General features: G+C 63.1%; 13 protein-coding genes, 2 tRNA genes and 1 pseudogene. 4 read left to right on the forward strand and 12 right to left on the reverse strand.

The genetic code is table 11. The annotated features are described in order from the left end of the window. Nucleotides 1–633: 633 nt before the first annotated feature. The 4 genes from ACFMPD_RS15940 to katG all read right to left on the reverse strand — a co-directional run bounded on the left by ACFMPD_RS15940 (nucleotide 634) and on the right by katG (nucleotide 5,578). Nucleotides 634–1,419, reverse strand: coding sequence for a LamB/YcsF family protein (locus ACFMPD_RS15940; protein WP_380996545.1), 786 nt, complete (start codon nucleotides 1,417–1,419; stop codon nucleotides 634–636). Next, a complete protein-coding gene (locus ACFMPD_RS15945) occupies nucleotides 1,416–2,444 on the reverse strand; it encodes a 5-oxoprolinase subunit C family protein (protein ID WP_380996547.1) in 1,029 nt (342 codons plus the stop codon). Before ACFMPD_RS15945 ends, ACFMPD_RS15940 begins: the two co-directional genes overlap by 4 nt. Further along, complete coding sequence (locus ACFMPD_RS15950; protein ID WP_380996550.1) at nucleotides 2,441–3,211, reverse strand: 5-oxoprolinase subunit B family protein; 771 nt, start codon at nucleotides 3,209–3,211, stop codon at nucleotides 2,441–2,443. The genes ACFMPD_RS15945 and ACFMPD_RS15950 overlap by 4 nt, the downstream gene beginning before the upstream one ends. A 183-nt stretch (nucleotides 3,212–3,394) precedes the next feature. Continuing rightward, entirely contained in the window at nucleotides 3,395–5,578 is a 2,184-nt protein-coding gene (katG, locus tag ACFMPD_RS15955) for a catalase/peroxidase HPI (RefSeq protein ID WP_380996552.1), read from the reverse strand. A gap of 133 nt (nucleotides 5,579–5,711) precedes the next feature. On the opposite strand from katG, the gene ACFMPD_RS15960 reads away from it, so the two are divergent. Both ACFMPD_RS15960 and ACFMPD_RS15965 read left to right on the forward strand, forming a co-directional pair. Further along, nucleotides 5,712–6,647, forward strand: coding sequence for a hydrogen peroxide-inducible genes activator (locus ACFMPD_RS15960; protein ID WP_380996555.1), 936 nt, complete (start codon nucleotides 5,712–5,714; stop codon nucleotides 6,645–6,647). 382 nt (nucleotides 6,648–7,029) lie between these two features. Beyond that, on the forward strand, nucleotides 7,030–7,959 hold the full coding sequence (locus ACFMPD_RS15965) for a LysR family transcriptional regulator (protein ID WP_380996558.1): 930 nt from the start codon (nucleotides 7,030–7,032) through the stop codon (nucleotides 7,957–7,959). Between the two features lie 103 nt (nucleotides 7,960–8,062). Here the strand turns inward: ACFMPD_RS15965 and hisD are convergent, their stop codons facing one another. The 6 genes from hisD to dapF all read right to left on the reverse strand — a co-directional run bounded on the left by hisD (nucleotide 8,063) and on the right by dapF (nucleotide 14,708). Then, nucleotides 8,063–9,373: a histidinol dehydrogenase gene (gene hisD, locus ACFMPD_RS15970; protein WP_380996561.1), complete on the reverse strand. Its 1,311-nt coding sequence runs from the start codon at nucleotides 9,371–9,373 to the stop codon at nucleotides 8,063–8,065. Nucleotides 9,374–9,398: 25 nt separating this feature from the next. Then, on the reverse strand, nucleotides 9,399–10,112 hold the full coding sequence (cuyB, locus tag ACFMPD_RS15975; protein ID WP_380996564.1) for a cysteate racemase: 714 nt from the start codon (nucleotides 10,110–10,112) through the stop codon (nucleotides 9,399–9,401). Further along, on the reverse strand, nucleotides 10,109–11,236 hold the full coding sequence (locus ACFMPD_RS15980; protein ID WP_380996567.1) for a DegT/DnrJ/EryC1/StrS family aminotransferase: 1,128 nt from the start codon (nucleotides 11,234–11,236) through the stop codon (nucleotides 10,109–10,111). Before ACFMPD_RS15980 ends, cuyB begins: the two co-directional genes overlap by 4 nt. Before the next feature lie 83 nt (nucleotides 11,237–11,319). Further along, the gene (gene cuyA / locus ACFMPD_RS15985) at nucleotides 11,320–12,351 is read right to left on the reverse strand and encodes a D-cysteate sulfo-lyase (protein WP_380996569.1); all 1,032 of its coding nucleotides are present in this window, start codon (nucleotides 12,349–12,351) and stop codon (nucleotides 11,320–11,322) included. Between the two features lie 276 nt (nucleotides 12,352–12,627). After that, nucleotides 12,628–13,878 (reverse strand): tRNA (N(6)-L-threonylcarbamoyladenosine(37)-C(2))-methylthiotransferase MtaB, encoded by a 1,251-nt coding sequence (mtaB, locus tag ACFMPD_RS15990; RefSeq protein WP_380996571.1) that lies wholly within the window; start codon nucleotides 13,876–13,878, stop codon nucleotides 12,628–12,630. Next, entirely contained in the window at nucleotides 13,875–14,708 is an 834-nt protein-coding gene (gene dapF, locus ACFMPD_RS15995) for a diaminopimelate epimerase (protein ID WP_380996608.1), read from the reverse strand. The genes mtaB and dapF overlap by 4 nt, the downstream gene beginning before the upstream one ends. A gap of 219 nt (nucleotides 14,709–14,927) precedes the next feature. Between dapF and ACFMPD_RS16000 the strand changes: the two genes are divergently transcribed. Together ACFMPD_RS16000 and ACFMPD_RS16005 are read left to right on the forward strand one after the other, a co-directional pair. Beyond that, a tRNA-Lys gene (locus ACFMPD_RS16000) sits at nucleotides 14,928–15,003 on the forward strand. 244 nt (nucleotides 15,004–15,247) lie between these two features. Further along, a pseudogene (locus tag ACFMPD_RS16005) lies at nucleotides 15,248–16,382 on the forward strand (IS3 family transposase). A gap of 234 nt (nucleotides 16,383–16,616) precedes the next feature. On the opposite strand, the gene ACFMPD_RS16010 reads toward ACFMPD_RS16005, so the two are convergent. Together ACFMPD_RS16010 and ACFMPD_RS16015 are read right to left on the reverse strand one after the other, a co-directional pair. Then, nucleotides 16,617–16,691 (reverse strand) — tRNA-Gln (locus ACFMPD_RS16010). A 68-nt stretch (nucleotides 16,692–16,759) separates the two neighbouring features. Next, nucleotides 16,760–18,079 carry a mechanosensitive ion channel domain-containing protein gene (locus ACFMPD_RS16015; protein WP_380996573.1) on the reverse strand — a complete coding sequence of 440 codons (1,320 nt, stop codon included), beginning with the start codon at nucleotides 18,077–18,079 and terminating at the stop codon, nucleotides 16,760–16,762. Nucleotides 18,080–18,122: the final 43 nt, after the last annotated feature.

The following is an 18,122-nucleotide window of genomic DNA, read 5'->3' on the forward strand; positions in this document are numbered from 1 at the left end:
AAATCAATGGGGCCTGACCCTAGGCACCTCTTGCTTTAGGCACAAGTCGCACCCAATTCGTTGCACCCGCAATCGCGTCGGGAGTTAGGATGGCTTCTCTTGGAAGCTTTTTTGAACTCCCCAAACTTGCGGCCGTGAGGTGACTGACTCATGGAGGCTCTCGTGTCGGGGACGATTTGGGATGTGGCCTTAAGCGACCACCCCGCTACGGCCGGAGTCGCTTTACACCCGCAGTCACGGGTTGTGGTCTGGATGCCCCCGCAGGGGCGCTGACGGATAGGAGCAAAGGCAGGGCGCAGAGAGCCTTGCGTTGGGCGAGAGGAGGCGTTTGGCGGCCAGGCAGATCTGGGCAAAGCCAGGGCAACCTTCGACACTCGACGTACCACCAGGGGTGTCCTGCCGCCCCACCTGCTATCATAAAATAGCAATTCGTTCGACAGCGATGTCGTGGCAGGTCTTGTCGAGTTCGATGCCGATGAACGGGCGGCCTGTACGCGGGCAAGCTACGTCAGTGGTTGCACTCCTCATAAATGGGCCGAAAACCATTGCCATGGTTCCGTGTAATCCTCAATCAATTGGTCAACCAACTCTGATGACCATTGAGTAGCTCGCCCGCAAACCGTCCCGCGGATTTCACGATTGTTGCTGAACAACGGCGCCCGTGAATTGAGCGAGCGAGATGCCGGCGGATTGCAATGCAGCGCGGGATTGTTGAGCTATGGACAGCGCTTTGGGCGTGTCGCCATGCAGGCAGATGGTATCGATCCGGGTCGGGATGTGCTTGCCGCTTTCAGCGATGATCGCGCCGGCCCGGACCATTGCCACCACCCGGCGGCTGGCAATCTCCGGATCGTGGATGACGGCGCCCGGCAGACCGCGATCGACCAGCGTCGCATCGTCATTATAGGCCCGGTCGGCAAAGATCTCGCAGGCCGCTTTGCAGCCCAGTTCGGTCACCGCCGCCTGCTGGGCGGTACCGGCCAGCACCATGATGATGATGTCGGGTGCAACCGACAGCGCGGCACTGTAACAGTCGCGCGCCAATCCCCGGTCTTCGGCGGCCATGTTGGCCAATGCGCCATGCAGCTTTAAGTGCCGGACCGCGCCGCCGGTGGCCCGTGCCATCGCCTGGGCCGCGCCCAACTGGTAGCGGATCATGTTCCCGAGGCTTTCGGGGGAAACCGTCATGCGCCGCCGGCCAAATCCCTGCAGATCGGCAAAGCCGGGATGGGCGCCGATACCGACACCGTGCCGGACCGCCGCGCGCATGGTGTCGGCCATAACGTCCCAGTCACCGGCATGAAAGCCGCAGGCAATGTTGGCCGAGGTCACGGTCTGCAGCAAGCCGGCATCATCCCCCATGACCCAAGGGCCATAGCTTTCGCCCATATCGGCATTCAAATCGACGGTTTCGGTCATTGATTGTCCCTTTCCAGATCGTCCCCGTTGGTGACACCGCTAATAAATTGCTGGGATAACAGGTCAGGGCAGTTTGCCGGATCCCGGATCAACGGGCGCAGTCGCCCCAGCAGCCCCTTGTGCCGGGCCCGTTCCCGCCTTTCGGTCTCGATCGCCTGATCCAGACTCAGCATGCGAAAGCGCAATTCGGTTCCTGGCCGCGCCTGGGCCACACGTGGCAGGTCGGCGGGCAGGACCGACCCGATACGCGGATACCCCCCGGTGGTCTGGCACTCGCAGAGCAGGACGAATGGCGTGCCATCGCCGGTAATCTGGATATCGCCGGGAATGATGACTTCCGACAGAATGTGCAGGCCGGATTTGTTGTGAAACCCCGGTCCCTGCGGCAGGAAACGCGCGCCCATGCGGTTGCCGCGCGTATCCCGGCGGAACCTGGTCGCCGCAAAGCGCGCGACCTCGGCCGGGTCAAAGAACTCGGTCTGCAGACTTGGAACGATCCGGACTTCGCCGCCGACAAAGCGCGGGTCGGCCTGGATCGCCAGGCCCGTGGCGGCGGAACCTCCGTCCGGACCAACCGGCAGCTGTGTTCCCGGTTGCACCGCAGCGCCGAGGCCTGCGGTCAGATGTGCCCCGCGGGCTCCAAGCCGAAGGGGAGTCGCCAAGCCCCCGCCCAGATGCAGATAGCCATAGGTTCCGCTCTCTGCGCCACCTATGGTCAGCCGGCTGCCGGTTGGCAGCAGGTGGCTGGCATTCCAGGCAATGCGATGGCCGTCCACGCTGGCCTGCATCGGCGCACCGGTCAGCGCGATTCGCATCGCCTGTGTCGCCTCGAATTCTCCGCCCGTACCGGCCATTTCGAGGGCTGCCAGACCTGGGTCCTGTGCCAGCAGTGCAGCCCCTTCCGCCAGGGCCAGCCGGTCCGCAGCGCCGCCACGCGACAGCCCGAACGCGAGATAGCCGGGCCGGCCCTGATCCTGCACGGTCAACCCGGGTCCGGTGCGATGGACGATCAACGCGCGCGTCATGGCAACACCTCGGATGTTGCGCCGCCGTCAGGACCGCTGGCACGCATCGCCATCAGTTTCTCGACGCTTGTCGGCTGGAACAGCACCTCGTCGCCCGGACGCAGGACAAAGGGTGTTGCATCCTCCGGCCGAAACAGACTGAAAGCCGTCTGCCCGACATGTCGCCACCCGGTCGGGGCGGACACCGAAAACAACACGATCTGCCGAATTGCAACGGTCAGCGCGCCGGTCGGCACCTGTTCGGTCAGCGAGGTCTGGCGCGGGATGTCCCATTCGGGCGGCAACTCGCCCAGATAGGGCTGGCCCGGCGCAAAACCGATGGTCTGAACCCGCAGCCGGCTTTGCGATATCGAGGCGATGGCCTCTTCGGGCGACAGCCCGGCGACGGCCGCGGCCTCTGCAAGCTGCGGCGCCATGTCGGTTCCATAGACCGTCGGAATCCGCCAAGACCTGCGGCCGGTCGGCAAGTCGGCGGCGAACCAGTCCTGTTGCCCGAGCAACTCTGCGAGCGAGGCGCGCATCGCGGCATGGTCCTGCCACAGCGGGTCAAAACGCAGATAGGTCGAGACCATCGAGGTCGAGGTCTCTTGTAGCCCGGGCCAGTCGGCCCGCTCGATCACATCGCGCAAGGCCAGTGCGGCCCGGTTTGCCGGTTCGCTCAGGCGGTCTCCAAAGGTGACCAGCAGCCCGTCGATACCGACGGTTCTGATCTGCGGCCACTGCGACCGGGGGCGGTGATTGGCGCGGTTTGAGGCGTTGTCGGTCATTTTTGGGTTCCCAAGATTCTGTAGCAGAGTTTTTCTCGGGACGTCACCGCAGCTGGTTGGAAAAATGGCCTGTGCGAAGGAATTTATCCGCGCCAAGCACGGCCAACAGGGCGACCTGTCAGCGGATTCGGGTTGCAAGGACGGCAGGTCCGGGCAGGTCCTGGCCTGCCCGGAAGGTGGTCGTTACGACGCAGCCAGATCGAACCGGTCGGCGTTCATGACCTTCGTCCAGGCCGCCACAAAGTCACGCACGAACTTTGCCTCATTGTCATCCTGGGCGTAGACTTCGGAAAGCGCGCGCAGGATCGAGTTCGATCCGAACACAAGGTCCGCACTGGTGGCCGTGTACCTTACTTTGCCGGTCTTACGGTCCCGCAGTTCGTATGTGCTGCCCTCGGCAACCGGAACCCATTTGTAGGCCATATCGGTGATGGTCTGGAAAAAGTCGGTGGTCAACTGACCTTCGCGGTCGGTAAAGACGCCATGCTTAGCGCCGCCAAAGTTGGCACCAAGCACCCGCAGACCGCCCACCAGCACCGTCATTTCGGCCCCGGTCAGGCCCAGCAGTTGTGCCCGGTCCAGCATCAGTTCCTCAGGGCTGACCGAGAATTCCTGCTTTTGCCAATTGCGAAACCCGTCCGCGACGGGTTCGAGAACCGAAAAGGAGTCCGCGTCGGTCTGCGCATCGGTCGCGTCGCCGCGTCCGGGGGCGAACGGTACGGCAATATCATGGCCGGCCGCCCGGATCGCCTGTTCCAAAGCGACATTGCCCGCCAGAACGATCACATCGGCCACCGATGCCCCGGTTTCGGCGGCAATCGGTTCAAGGACCCCGAGCACCCTGGCAAGCCGTTCCGGCTCGTTGCCGACCCAGTCCTTTTGCGGGGCCAGCCGAATGCGCGCGCCGTTGGCACCGCCGCGCTTGTCCGAACCACGATAGGTCCGGGCGCTGTCCCAGGCCGTGGCGATCATCTCGGCGGTGGTCAAACCGCTTTCGGTGATTTTCGTTTTTACGGCATCAATATCGTAGTCCGTGTTGCCGGCGGGGACCGGATCCTGCCAGATCAGGTCTTCGGCAGGCACGAACGGGCCATGAAGGTTGGCCTTTGGTCCCATGTCGCGGTGGGTCAGCTTGAACCAGGCGCGGGCAAAGGTATCGGCAAAATAGTCCGGGTCCTTGTGGAACCGCTCGCAGATCTCGCGATAGATCGGATCGACCTTCATCGCCATGTCGGCGTCGGTCATGATCGGGTTGTGCTTGATCGACGGGTCGGTCGCGTCGGGCACCATGTCTTCCGCGGCGATGTTCACCGGCTCCCATTGCCAGGCGCCGGCGCGAGATTTCGTGACCTCCCAGTCATATTTGAACAGCAGGTCGAGATAGCCGTTGTCCCACTGGGTCGGGTTGCTTGTCCAGGCCCCTTCCAGGCCCGAGGTATGCGCGGTATTCGCGTTGCCATCAAACGCCGGGTTGTCCCATCCGAACCCCGCCATCTCGACCCCTGCAGCAGCAGGTTCCCGGCCCACCTGATCGGCGGCCAGGCCGCCATGCGCCTTTCCGACCGTGTGTCCGCCAACGGTCAGTGCCGCGGTTTCCTCGTCATCCATCGCCATGCGCGCAAAGGTCATGCGGACAAATTTTGCCGTTTCGGCAGGGTCCGGGTTTCCGTCCACCCCCTCGGGGTTCACATAGATCAGACCCATGTGGGACGCCGCGAGCGGGTTGTACATCGAATTGGCATCCGCGATGTCGGTCACGCGCTCTTCGGTCGGCGCCAGAATTTCGCTGTCACTGCCCCAGTTGATGTCAATCTCGGGACCCCAGATGTCCTCGCGCCCAAACCCAAAGCCAAAGACCTTGAGGCCCATATTGGCATAGGCCACGGTGCCGGCCAGAACCAGCAGATCGGCCCAGGACAGCGCGTTGCCGTATTTCTTTTTCACGGGCCACAAAAGACGCCGCGCCTTATCGAGACTGGCGTTGTCAGGCCACGAGTTCAGCGGTTCAAAGCGGATGTTGCCGGTGCCCGCACCACCGCGACCGTCGCCAAGGCGATAGGACCCCGCCGTGTGCCAGGACAGGCGGATAAACAGCCCGCCATAATGCCCCCAATCCGCCGGCCACCAGTCCTGGCTGTCGGTCAGCAGCTTGTCGACATCGTCCCAAACGCCCTGAAAATCCAGTGATTTCACGGCCGCGCGGTGGTCATAGTCGGGGTCCATCGGGTTCGAGCGGGCATCATGCTGATGCAGGATGTCGAGATTCAGCACATTGGGCCACCATTTGGTGGGGTGGGTATTCATGCCGGTGCTGCCGCCATGCATGACCGGGCAGGCGCCCCTGTTCATACCGTCATTTCCGTCCATTGCATTCTCCCTGATCGAAAGGGCCACGGCTGTTTCCCGTGGCTATGAAACATTCTGCGTTGCCTGCGTGACTTTAGTGACGTCAGCCATAAAGACCAATTGATTTATCTTACTGCACCGATAGGCTTGGACTATGATCGGATTAACCCTAAAACACGTGCGTTATTTCGATGCACTGGCGCGAAACGGGCATTTTGGCCGCGCGGCCCAGGCTTGCGGAATTTCCCAGCCCGTCCTGTCCGTTCAGATCAGGGAACTCGAGGCGATGCTGGGCGCGCCACTGGTCGAACGTCTGTCGCGGCGGATCAGGCTGACACCGCTGGGCCAGGACTTTCTGGTCCGTGCCCGCAGGATACTGGTCGAGGTCTCGGAACTGGATGAGCTGGTCCGGTCGGCCGAGGGTCCGCTGGCGGGGCGGTTGCGCCTTGGCGTCATTCCGACGATCGCGCCCTACCTGCTGCCCGATGTCATCCGGGCATTGTCAGGGCGGATGCCGGCCCTGGATCTGCAGCCAAGAGAAGCGATCACGCCCAGCCTGATCTCCGATCTTCTGGACTCGCGCCTGGATGCCGCGATCGTTGCGCTGCCGATATCGGAAACAGCCCTGCAGGAATGCGCGCTTTTCGATGAGAATTTCTTTCTGCTGCGACCGCTGTCAGAAGCCGACAAGCCGGTGCCCAGCCCCAGTGGTCTTCGGAAAATGCGGCTGTTGCTGCTGGCCGAAGGACATTGTTTTCGCGATCAGGCCCTGAGCTATTGCCAGATGACCAAGTCCGAACCGCGCCAAGTGATGGAAGGCAGTTCGCTGTCGACCCTCGTGCAGATGGTCGGTGCGGGAATGGGGGTAACGCTGGTGCCGCAAATGGCATTGCAACTGGAAACCCGTTCGGCCCCCGTGTCGGTCGCCCGGTTTTCGCCGCCACGTCCCAGCCGGACCGTTGGCATGGTCTGGCGAAAGACCAACCCGCTGGCTGACCGCCTGCAGGACATCAGCACGCTTGTCCGAGAGGTCGGGCTGTCCAAACAAGATGAAAAAAATCCGAACTGGCTCGGGACGTTGGACGCATAGAAGGATCTGGCGCCCCTTGTTGCATGACCTCTGGTTGCTTGGCCGACCCGGGCCACGGTCGTCCAGAGAGTGCCGTGCATATCCCAGGAGGGTGGCTGCAATCAGGCCGCTGAAAAGAAACGGCACTGCCGCATTTCGCCGGTGATCTCCGGTGTCCCCGTCAATGCAGGCGGCGCCGGCATTCTGCCCCTCAAGGCTGCCTGTGCGCCGGCCGGTTCCCGGCGGAGCCGGATGGGGGACCCGTGGTGCAAGAGCAGACGCGCGATATTCGAAATATGTGAATTTCGGAGCGTGCAGGCGAAATTCGGGGCCGGATCGGCAAGAATTCCAACTGGAACATGCAAGAATTGCATGACGATGCGATCCGGATTAGCTTTTCTGGATGCGGTTGGAATGGATCGAAGACATCTTGGCAGTGCTGGACACCGGATCGCTGGCGCGCGCCGCCGAACAGCGGTTTCTGACGCAATCCGCGTTTACCCGCAGGGTGCGGCATATCGAGGACGCCATCGGGGCGACGCTGTTTGACCGCGCCCGCAAGCCGGTGGTCCTGCTGCCCAATGTCGCGCGGCTGGAACCCGAGTTGCGGCAGCTGCGGACCCAGTTGCTGAAACTGCGCAACGAGTTGCAGAGCGCGTCGCTGCATGCCCAGGGCCGGTTCGGTATAGCCTGTCAGCACGCGATCACCGCAACCGTGTCGCCCTCGATCGTGCAGACCCTGACCGAAGAGATCGGCGTGCCCGTCCGGGTCAAATCGGCAAACCAGGATGCCTGCCTGATGCAATTGTTGACCGGAACGGTGGATATTGCCTTTGTCTACAGCCTGCCGGGAGAGGACACGCCGGTGCCGCCTCAGGCCATCGAGGTTGCCCTGATCGGTCAGGATTTGCTGGTACCGGCCTGCGCGCCGGCGCTGCAAGATATCCCCTTGTCGGGACGGCTGCCGATCATCGGCTATCCTGCGGATGTGTTCCTGGGACAGGTTTACGAACGGCATGTGGTACCACGTCTGCCACCGGACCTGACCCTCGAGACAAAAGTCGAAACCGCGCTGACCCTGGCAGCCTGCCAGTTTGCGCTGGATGGCATCGGCATTGCCTGGCTGCCGCTATCCCTGTTGGCACAATATCGAACCCATCGCAGGTTGATCGCGCTGGACCGGCAGCTACCGACCCAGGCGCTGGAAATCCGCATGCTGCGGCTGGCCCAGGCACAGACCGCAGACACCGACGCGATCTGGGCGGCGGTGAAACGCCGGGCCGCCGATGTGATTCCGCCGGCACCGGACCTGCCGCAAGACGATGGCCGCTGACAAAAAAGGGCATACCGCGGAAATCCGACGGCACGCCCTCTCTCCCCGACTTCTCTTCCCGACTTCTCTTCCCCGACCCGCCGGTCGCGGCGCAGACCCGGCCCTAAGCGCCCGGAACGGTCAGATCGAATTCTGTTTCAGGAAAGAATTTCTTCAGCCGGTGTTCAGCGGTCAGAGCATGGCCTTCCATGCCCTCCAGCCGCGAAATGCGGGCCGTGGCCTCGGCGATCGGGCGAGCGCCCTCGCGGGTGCTGCGCTGCCAGGTCACGGTCTTCATGAACTTGTGAACGGACAGGCCGCCGGTATAGCGCGCCGCGCCCGAAGTCGGCAGCACGTGATTGGTGCCCGCGGACTTGTCGCCAAAGGCCACCGTGGTCTCTTCGCCCAGAAACAACGAGCCAAAGGAGGTCAGGTTTTCCAGCCACCAATCCTCGTTCGCGGCCTGAACCTGCAGGTGTTCGGGTGCATAGCGGTTGGCCACCTGCACCATCTCTTCCCGTGTGTCGCACAGGATCACCTCGGCGTAGTCGCGCCAGGCGGCTTCGGCGCTCTGACGGTTCAACTCGGGCAGCGAGGCGATCATTCCGGGCACGCTGGCCATCACGCTTTCGGCCAGTTCGCGGCTGTCGGTGACCAGCCAGACCGGCGAGTTATAGCCATGCTCGGCTTGGCCCACGAGGTCCCAGGCCACCAGGAACGGATCGGCGGCGGCATCGGCGATCACCATGCTGTCGGTGGGGCCGGCAAACATGTCGATACCGATTTCGCCAAAGAGGATGCGCTTTGCCTCGGCCACGAACTGGTTGCCCGGCCCGACCAGGATGTCGGCCTTTTCGGCCCCGAACAATCCATGCGCCATGGCCGCCACCCCCTGTACGCCGCCCAGGTTCAAAACCGTGTCCGCACCGCACAGATCGAGCGTGAATAGGATCGCCGGCGGGATGCCGACACCCGGTCGGGGCGGCGAAACCGCCGTCACGTGTTTCACGCCGGCGACCTTTGCGGTGGTCACCGTCATGATCGCCGAGGCAACATGGGAAAACCGCCCGCCCGGCACATAGCAGCCGGCGGAATCGATCGGAATATGCCGCTGACCGGCCCAGAAACCGGGCACGATTTCCAGCGAACACCCGGAGATCGTCGCTTTTTGCGCCTCGGCAAAGCGGCGGATGTTGTCATGGGCAAAGATGATGTCTTTCCTGACCTGATCGGGGATCTGCGACTTTGCTGCCTCGATTCTCTCTTTGGAAACGACAATGTCGCCGTCCCATTTGTCAAAGCGGCTGGCCAGTTCGCGGATCTTGGCCTCGCCGCCGGACTGGATTTCGGCCAGCAGGGTCTCGACTGTTTCGCGCACATCCGATTGCGCGGTTTCGGCGTGCTGCCGGGAGGACTTGAGGTATTGGATTGTCATGTCTGAGGGTCCATTCCTACTGCGTTTATGTTCGGTCCACGGGGTCGGGCATTGCAAAGCGGACGATTTCGGCGACCAGAACGTCCAGCGTGTCCAATGCCGGTGCCTGATCGGCTGCCGCCCCGGCGATGAGGGAGAATTCGGAACAGGCGACCAGATTGCAGGCCGCACCCTGGCGGTGCAGGTCGCGGGCCGCCTGGGCCAGCACCCCGCGTGCGGCGTCCGATGCGCCGTTTCGCTTGATGTCCTGAATGGCGGCCAGCATGTCGGCGGCGTTCTCAGGATAGCAGGCCCGGCGGCCGACCGCGGCCAGCGCCGGATCGAACAACCCGACGCTGCGGACAGCGGGCGAGGCCAATATCCCGATCTTGCCGCCCGGCGGGGACAGTTCGGCGGCCCGGCTGGCGCTGAGGCCGACCATGTCCAGAAACGGCACCGTCACCGCCGCCCGGATGGCCGGGGCATAGTGATGCGCGGTGTTGCAGGGCATTGCCAGCGCCTGCGCACCGCAATCCTGCAGCCGCCGCGCCATGTCCGCGATCACCGGGCCGGGGTCGGCGCCGGTGCCATGGATCAGCGCGTCGATGCGCGACGGAACCTGCGGGTTGTTGTCCACGATCATCGGGATGTGGTCGCTATCATCGGTGGCCGGAACCGCCTGAATGATGCGCTGCATCAACAGTACCGTTGCCTCGGGCCCCATACCGCCGATCACGCCGATCTTGCGGGGGGCGGTCATGCCGCGACTTCCCGGCAGGTGTCGATTTCTTCGGCCAGAATGGTGCCGATCACTTCGCAATCTGCGCAAGAAAAGCTGAGCGGCAGGCGCATGTCGAACAATGTCGACAGGATGTCATCGGTTTGCGGCAGATCGCTGGCGGCGACATAGCGCCAGTTGCGATGCGACGAGGTAAAGCCCTGGGGCACGTCCCGGCCGAACCATTTCACCTCGATGCCGCGCGCCGCCAACCGGTCGATCAGGCCAAGCGCAGCCTCTGGCGCGAGACCGGGAACGCGGAACTGGATCGAACTGCCGACATAGTCTTCGGCCTCGGGACGTCGGGGCAGGACTGCCGTGGTCACCTTGGCCAGATGCCGCGCCACGATGTCATGACGCATATTCCAGTCCGCGATCGCGCCATCCAGTGCCCGCAATTGCGGCCGCAGAATGGCCGCGCGCAGGTTGTCCATGCGTGCCGACATGTTGGGCATGTCCAGCCGGGCGGCATCGAAATAGGCTGCCGGCGGGGCGGCGCCGTGCCGTTCATACAGCATGTAAGACCCCGACAGGATGATGGCCCGTGCCATAAAGGCGGGATCGTCCGAAGTCAGCAAGCCGCCTTCGCCGGCATTCATGTGCTTGTAGGTCTGGGTCGAGAAACACCCCGCGAGCCCGAAATTGCCGCTTTTTGTGCCGTTCCAGCGGGCGCCCATCGTGTGGGCGCAATCCTCGATTACAACCAGGCCCAGGTCTCGGGCCAGTTGCATCAGGCGCTGCATGTCCACCAGATGGCCGCGCATATGCGACAGCAGCAGAAAACGCGCGCCGCTGGCCCGGGCCTGGACCGCCAGGTCCTCGAGATCCAGCACCAGATCGGGGGTGATCTCGACCAGAACCGGGCGGGCGCCAACCGCCGCGATGGCGCCGGGAACCGGCGCCAGGGTAAAGGCGTTGGTCAGGACCGCATCGCCCGGTGCGACACCGGCCGCGCGCATGGCGATCTGCAGGGCCTGCCCGCCCGAGGCACAAGCCAGGCAATAGGCCGCCCCCTGCCAGTCGGCGTATTCGCGTTCCAGCAGCGCGGTTTCGCTGGGCGCGTCGGCCAGCGTGTTATAGCGATGCAGCCGACCGGTTTCCAACATCCGTACGGCCGCCGCAATTCCCTCTTGGGGAATTGGGGTTTGTTGCGTGAACGTGCCGCCAAAGACCAGTTGCTGCATGGCGCTTACTCTGCGGCGATGGCCGGCTGCCAGCGGTTCGAAAAGTCGAACGCGGCATCATAGCCGAACAGGGCGACCGAGCCGCCGGTATGCAGAAAGACCACGCGTTCGCCCTTTTTAAAGTGGCCCTTGCGGATCAGGTCGATAAAGCCGGCAGCCCCCTTGGCGGAATAGACCGGATCCAGCAGGATCGATTCCAGTTCGGCGAACATGCGGATGGCTTCCAGCCCGCTTTCGGTGGGGATGCCATAGCCCTGGCCCACATAGTCGGTATTAGCGACCACGTCCTCGCGCGCCACCACGCCCGGGCAGCCCAGCTTTTCCGCTGTGGCGCAGGCCAGATTATAGACGTTCTCTTCCTGCTTGGGCTTGGGCGCGCGCACGCCGATACCCAACAGCGGGATCTGCGCGTTCATCGCCTTGAGACCGGTGATCAGGCCGGCCTGGGTGCCGGCGCTGCCGGTGGCGTGAACGATGTGATCGATCTTGAGGCCACGGTCGTTGAACTGCGACAGCATTTCAAAGGCACAGTTGACATAACCCAAGGCGCCGGTCGGGTTCGAGCCGCCGCCGGGGATGGTATAGACCTTTTTGCCGTCGGCGCGCATCTGCTGTGCGACCTTTTCCATCTCGGCGTTCATGTCGCCGCCGCCCGGGCGTTTTTCGGTCGTGGCGCCGTGCAGATGGTCCAGCAGCACATTACCGTTGTTGTTGTAGTTGGCGTTGTCCGATCCCGTCCGGTCCTCCAGCAGGATGTGGCATTTCATGCCCAGCTTGGCAGCAAAAGCCGCGGTCTGGCGGGCGTGGTTGGATTGGGTCGCCCCCTGGGTCATCACGATCTCGGCGCCCTGCAATTCGGCTTCGGCCATCAGGAATTCCAGCTTGCGCGTCTTGTTGCCGCCGGTCGACAGGCCGGTGCAATCGTCGCGCTTGATCCAGATTTCCGGGCCGCCCAGTTCGGCGGTCAGACGGTCCAACCGCTCGAGCGGCGTGGGCAGATGGGCGATGAAACGGCGGGGGAATCGGGCGAGATGCATGGGGGGCTCCTGACATTGGCTGCAGGTGCTGTATAAACCCGACGCGGATTTCAGGCTAATGCGAAATCTCCGCGTCAACTTGCAGAACATGCAAGTTACCCTTGGGCGCTGGACGGTGCCGGCCAGGGCATGTGATGCCCCCGGGAAGTTCCGGGTGCCGGCACGCGACCGGCGCGCATCGCTGTGGGGACAGCGCGGGCAAAGGCGGCGCATCGTGCAAACCACGCCCTGCAGTCACGGGACACAGGACAGGCTGCGCGTCGCGGCACGCGTCTGTCAGGCGGTCAACTGGCCGTCCTTGACGCCGTTGGGTGTCGCGATGACGATCTGCCCCACGGGCTGGGGCACGGCAAAGGCGACTTCGGTGAACTGTTCGGTCCGGCCCATATGCGGGGTTTCCATCAGAATGCGATGGGTCCGCCCGACCTGGGCCGCCAGATGGCGGGCCACCTGGGCCTGTCCGGCCGCGCGCAGGCGGGCGGCGCGGCTGCGGATGATCTTGCCATTCACTTGATTTGGAATGCGCGCGGCCGGAGTGCCCTGACGCCGGGAATAGGGAAAGACATGCAGCCAGGTCAGGTCGCAGTCGGCAACCAGGTTCAGCGAATTTTCGAACTGCGCGTCGGTTTCGGTCGGGAAACCCGCGATGATGTCGGCGCCAAAGGTCATGTCGGGCCGCAGGCGGCGCGCCTCGGCAACAAAACGGATGGCATCGTCTCGCAAATGCCGGCGCTTCATCCGTTTCAGTATCAGGTCATCGCCATGCTGCAGGCTGAGATGCAGATGCGGCATCAGGCGGGGTTCGTGCGCAATGGCGGCCATCAGGTTGTCATCGACCTCGATACTGTCGATGCTGCTGATCCGCAGGCGCGGCAGATCGGGCACCAGGCGCAGGATTCGCAGCACCAGATCGCCCAGGCGCGGCTGTGCCGGCAGGTCGCCCCCCCAGCCGGTCAGATCGACCCCGGTCAGCACGACCTCGTTATAGCCGCGCGCGACCAGCCGCCGGATCTGATCGACCACAACCCCGGCGGGCACGCTGCGCGAATTGCCCCGGCCATAGGGAATGATGCAAAAGGTGCAGCGGTGATCACAGCCGTTCTGGATCTGCACATAGGCGCGGGCGCGCGTTCCGAAACCGTCGATCAGATGGCCGGCGGTCTCGGTCACGGACATGATGTCGTCGACCTGCACCGGCTCGGTGCCGAAATCGCCGGCCAGCCCGGCCCAGGTGGCGGGCTGCATCTTTTCGGTGTTGCCAATGACCGCGTCGACCTCGTGCATGGCGGCAAACGTGTCCGGTTCGGTCTGGGCCGCGCAGCCGGTGACGATGATCCGGGCTGTGGGGTTTTCACGCCGCAGCTTGCGGATTTCCTGGCGTGCCTTGCGCACCGCCTCGGCGGTGACCGCGCAGGTGTTGACGACCACGGCATCGTGCAGCCCGGCCTGTGCGGTCAGGTCCCGCATCGCCTCGGTTTCATAGGCATTCAGGCGGCACCCCAGAGTGGCGAATTTCGGCGCGCTCATACGATGCTGTCCAGAAAGGACTGCGTCAGGGTGCCGGAAAAGACGTGAACCGTCGGGCCGGTCATCCAGACACCCTCCTCGCGCCAGTCCACCTGCAGGCTGCCGCCGTCCAGATCGACCCGGACGTTGCGCCCGGTCAATCCGCGGCGGGCGGCGGCGACGGCGGTGGCGCAGGACGAGGACCCCGACGCCAGGGTAATGCCCACGCCGCGCTCCCAGACCCGCATGCGAATCCGGTCGGGCCCGGTGATCTGGGCGACCTGAACATTGGTGCGCTGCGGATAGAGCGGGTGGTACTCATAGCGCGCACCGAATTCAGCCAGGGGGATCGCCTCGGCATCGGGCACGAAAAACGTGCAATGCGGGTTGCCCATTCCAGTGGCGACAGGGCTGCCCTCGATCGGCAGTTCCAGCGTGTCCATCGCCTCGGCCAGGGGGATCTGGCGCCAGTCCAGCTGGGGTTGTCCCATATTGACCGAAGTCAGCCCCCCACCGGCATCGCGCGCGATCAGGGTCCCATGCTCGGTGCTCAGGCTCAGTTCGGATTTACCGGTTTCCTCGATCAGCAGACGGGCGATACAGCGCGTTGCGTTGCCGCAGGCGGCCGAGGTCGATCCGTCGGCATTATAAAAGGTCAGATGGGCATCGCCGCTGCCCGGGCCGATCACCGCCATCTGGTCAAAGCCGACGCCGAAATGGCGATGGGCCACGGCCCGCACCAGGGCGTCGGACACCACCAGCTTGCGGGCACGGGCATCCAGCACGACAAAGTCGTTTCCCAGCCCATGCATCTTGAGAAAGGGCAATCCGGTTTCGCCATCGCTGCGCATGTTGCGCATATAGCGCCGACTTGGCGATGAATCCAGAGACGGTCAGGAAAGTCGACGCCGGGTCTTGACCCGGTTGCGAGGGGCTTCTAGGAAGAGCGCCGTGCCCGGGCCGCAGAAATTTTCGATCCGGACGCAATGACGCGATTTAGGTGGTTGATCCCCGCGGACCAATTGGCTTAGAGAGCGCACACGGACCGGGCAACCGATCCGACAGAGAGTGGGCCGTTAGCTCAGTTGGTAGAGCAACTGACTTTTAATCAGTGGGTCGCAGGTTCGAATCCTGCACGGCTCACCACTGACACACCAGTCAAACACCGGAAGAAAAAGAAGTTTCCTCAATAGTGGACGTGTCGCGGTTTGATGCCGCTCCTTTGATAGCATTTATTGCAGCAAAGGGGACTGACTATGGGAACGAAACGGGCGGACGAATTGCGCGCTGATGCGGTGCGGATCGAGTTGACCAGCGGGCTGACGCGCAAACAGGTGGCATCGGATTTGGGTATTGGGCTTTCGACCCTGTACCAGTGGGNGGACTGACTATGGGAACGAAACGGGCGGACGAATTGCGCGCTGATGCGGTGCGGATCGAGTTGACCAGCGGGCTGACGCGCAAACAGGTGGCATCGGATTTGGGTATTGGGCTTTCGACCCTGTACCAGTGGGTGACGGCGCATCGAGACGCCGATGTTGTGTCCGATAAGGACCTGGACCTTGCCCGCGAGAATGAGCGGCTTCGGCGAGAGAACCGCATTCTCAAGGAGGAGAGGGAGATTCTAAAAAAGGCAACGCAGTTCTTCGCGGGGCAAAAGCCATGAGGTTCAGGTTCACCGAAGAGCATCGCGAAGCCTTTTCTGCAAAGCGTATGTGCAATGTGCTGGGCGTCAGCACGCGTGGCCTGCGCGCCTATCGCCGTCGTCCGGCCAGTCAAAGGCAACGAACGGACATGGTGGTCCTAGCCCACATCAAAGAACAGTCGCGGCTCAGCCTGGGCAGCTATGCATTGCACGTCAGTTGATTGCGTAGCAATCAATGAGAGTGGCCGCCCCAGAATGACCGAGGAGTTGAAAGAACTGGGCCTGAACGTCGGCTATCGTCGTGTTGGCCGACTGATGCGTGAGAATGGCATACGGGTCGAAAGATCGAAGAAATACAAGGTGACGACCGACAGCAACCACGCTTTCAACATCGCGCCGAACCTGCTGAACCGGGACTTCCGTGCAGATCAGCCGAACCAGAAGCGGGCCGCCGGTGACATCAGCTATGTCTGGACCCGTGAGGGCTGGCTATACCTCGCTGTCATCCTGGACCTGCATTCCCGGCGGGTCATTGGGTGGGCCGTAAGCAATCGGATGAAGCGTGACCTGGTAATCCGGGCATTGAAGATGGCTGTGGCCTTGCGGCAGCCAATACGGCTCCCACGATTATCAAAAGCTTCTGCGTCAGCATGGCTTCCAGGTATCGATGAGCGGCAAGGGCAACTGCTATGACAACTCGGTCGTCGAGACCTTCTTCAAAACGATCAAGGCCGAGCTCATCTGGCGCAGGTCGTGGCAGACGCGCAGAGACACGGAGTTGGCCATCTTCCAATACATCAACGGCTTCGATGGTCCGCGACGGCGGCACGCAGCATTGGGCTGGAAAAGCCCGGTCGCTTTCGAACGGAAAGTGGCTTAAACGAGCACTTGGAGCGGCACGAAAACGGGACACGTCCATTGGACGAACGGTGTGGACTTCAGCTTGCTCGAACCCGTGGCGATGGCCTCCAGCGATCTACTGGAGGTCTCCCGATCCACTCTGAACACCCGTTCTGAAGCCGCCAACAGCGCGCCAGAACACGGGGGCCGAAAACGGGGGCCCGTTGGGGTCTGCGGGTGCGTCGGGTGCTTGTTTTCTTGAGTGAGAGGCCGATGGCTGGGGTGGTAGGATTCGAACCTACGATACACAGTACCAAAAACTGCTGCCTTACCACTTGGCTACACCCCAACGGTGAGCGGCTAATTAAGCTGCTCGGCACGGCTGCGCAAGACCTGATCTTTCAAAAAATTCGCTGATCATTCTCTGGGAGCCTCGCGGTTGAGCAGGTCATCCTGTGGCTGTTCGGCGCGTTCCTCGGCGATGATCCGGTCCAGATCCTGGTTCTCGGTCGCAGTGACATCTTGGGCGGCTGCAACCGGCCGGGATGGCGGAATCGGAGTGGCGGCGACATGCGGGCGGGTTTCGGCCGCGCGCTCCGGCAGCATCCCCGACACCCGAATACTCGGCTCAGGCATGGCGATACCCGCCCGGTCAAAGGCCAGTATGGTCAGCCGGATCGCCTCGCTGCGGGCCAGGGTGATCGACGTTTCGTGCTGCGCGATCCAGCCCGTCATCTTCAGCGAGACCGTGCTGTCGCCGATACTGTCGACCCAGGCCGAAACCGCAGGATCGGGCAACACGAAGGGCAGCGCATTCAGCGTCTCCAGTGCCACGCGCCGGGCCTGCGCCAGATCGGTGTCCGGAGCGACGGCAAGATCGAACTGGAAGCGGCGTTCGTCGTTGAGGGTGAAATTCACGATTCGGCTCTTGAATACCGTGGCGTTGGGGATTCGAATGTGGTTGCCGTCAAAGCTGAGCAGGATCGTGGCGCGGCTGGTCAGGCGAATGACCTTTCCGGTGTCGCCGCCGATCTCGATGGTATCGTTGGGACGAAAAGGCTGACGGATCGACAACAGAATCGAGGCGATAAAATTCTCGACCGTGTCGCGCACCGCGAACCCGATGGCCAGTCCGACGATGCCGGCCGCGCCCAGGATGGTTGACAGCAGCGCGCTGGCCCCCAGAATATCCAGTCCGACCACGATTCCGGCGACGACAAAGACCAAGCGCACAATCTGGCGGTAAATGTCGGCGATAAAGGCGTTCGGCGCCAACCGGTCCCAGGGCTGCCGCAGGCGCGCCAGAAAGGTGCCCAGCAGGACGACTCCCCCAAAGGCCAGAACAGCGATGCTGAGCAGCGGCAGATAGGCGACCGACTGGGCGATCCGCGCCCGAAACCGGTCGATTGCCGGGTTCAGGCGTTCAACAACGTCAGTCGTCTCGGTCACCTGATTTTCGATCGCAACAACCCCCTCGACGCGGCTGATCAGATCGTTCAGGCGCTGCGCCGCGTCCCGGTCGACAGTATGGCCGCGCAGGGTGACGATTCCGGACGTGACGGTGACGGAAACCCCGTCATAGGCCTCCAGTTCGGACAGGATGTCGCGGATACGCACGGCGATGGCCGCATCCTGCGCGGCGCTGTCCTGCACCTCGATCGTGCCGGTGGGCTGGGTGGTTTGAGCGGTCGCCAGACCGGGCAGCAGGCAGATCAGGCAAACGAGCAGGACACGCATGGCAAACAGGCTTTCATCAAAGGCACGGTGCAAAAGTGGCGCA

This window comes from Sedimentitalea sediminis (assembly GCF_042687825.1).
Lineage (GTDB): Bacteria > Pseudomonadota > Alphaproteobacteria > Rhodobacterales > Rhodobacteraceae > Sedimentitalea.

Bases quoted from the DNA above. Each gene is read 5' to 3' on its own strand.
- hisD (WP_380996561.1), bottom strand. From the start codon at position 9,373: ATGACAATCCAATACCTCAAGTCCTCCCGGCAGCACGCCGAAACCGCG.
- ACFMPD_RS15960 (WP_380996555.1), top strand. From the start codon at position 5,712: ATGATCGGATTAACCCTAAAACACGTGCGTTATTTCGATGCACTGGCG.
- ACFMPD_RS15945 (WP_380996547.1), bottom strand. From the start codon at position 2,444: ATGACGCGCGCGTTGATCGTCCATCGCACCGGACCCGGGTTGACCGTG.
- katG (WP_380996552.1), bottom strand. From the start codon at position 5,578: ATGGACGGAAATGACGGTATGAACAGGGGCGCCTGCCCGGTCATGCAT.
- cuyA (WP_380996569.1), bottom strand. From the start codon at position 12,351: ATGCATCTCGCCCGATTCCCCCGCCGTTTCATCGCCCATCTGCCCACG.
- ACFMPD_RS16015 (WP_380996573.1), bottom strand. From the start codon at position 18,079: ATGCGTGTCCTGCTCGTTTGCCTGATCTGCCTGCTGCCCGGTCTGGCG.
- dapF (WP_380996608.1), bottom strand. From the start codon at position 14,708: ATGCGCAGCGATGGCGAAACCGGATTGCCCTTTCTCAAGATGCATGGG.
- ACFMPD_RS15965 (WP_380996558.1), top strand. From the start codon at position 7,030: ATGCGGTTGGAATGGATCGAAGACATCTTGGCAGTGCTGGACACCGGA.
- cuyB (WP_380996564.1), bottom strand. From the start codon at position 10,112: ATGACCGCCCCCCGCAAGATCGGCGTGATCGGCGGTATGGGGCCCGAG.
- ACFMPD_RS15940 (WP_380996545.1), bottom strand. From the start codon at position 1,419: ATGACCGAAACCGTCGATTTGAATGCCGATATGGGCGAAAGCTATGGC.
- ACFMPD_RS15980 (WP_380996567.1), bottom strand. From the start codon at position 11,236: ATGTTGGAAACCGGTCGGCTGCATCGCTATAACACGCTGGCCGACGCG.
- ACFMPD_RS15950 (WP_380996550.1), bottom strand. From the start codon at position 3,211: ATGACCGACAACGCCTCAAACCGCGCCAATCACCGCCCCCGGTCGCAG.
- mtaB (WP_380996571.1), bottom strand. From the start codon at position 13,878: ATGAGCGCGCCGAAATTCGCCACTCTGGGGTGCCGCCTGAATGCCTAT.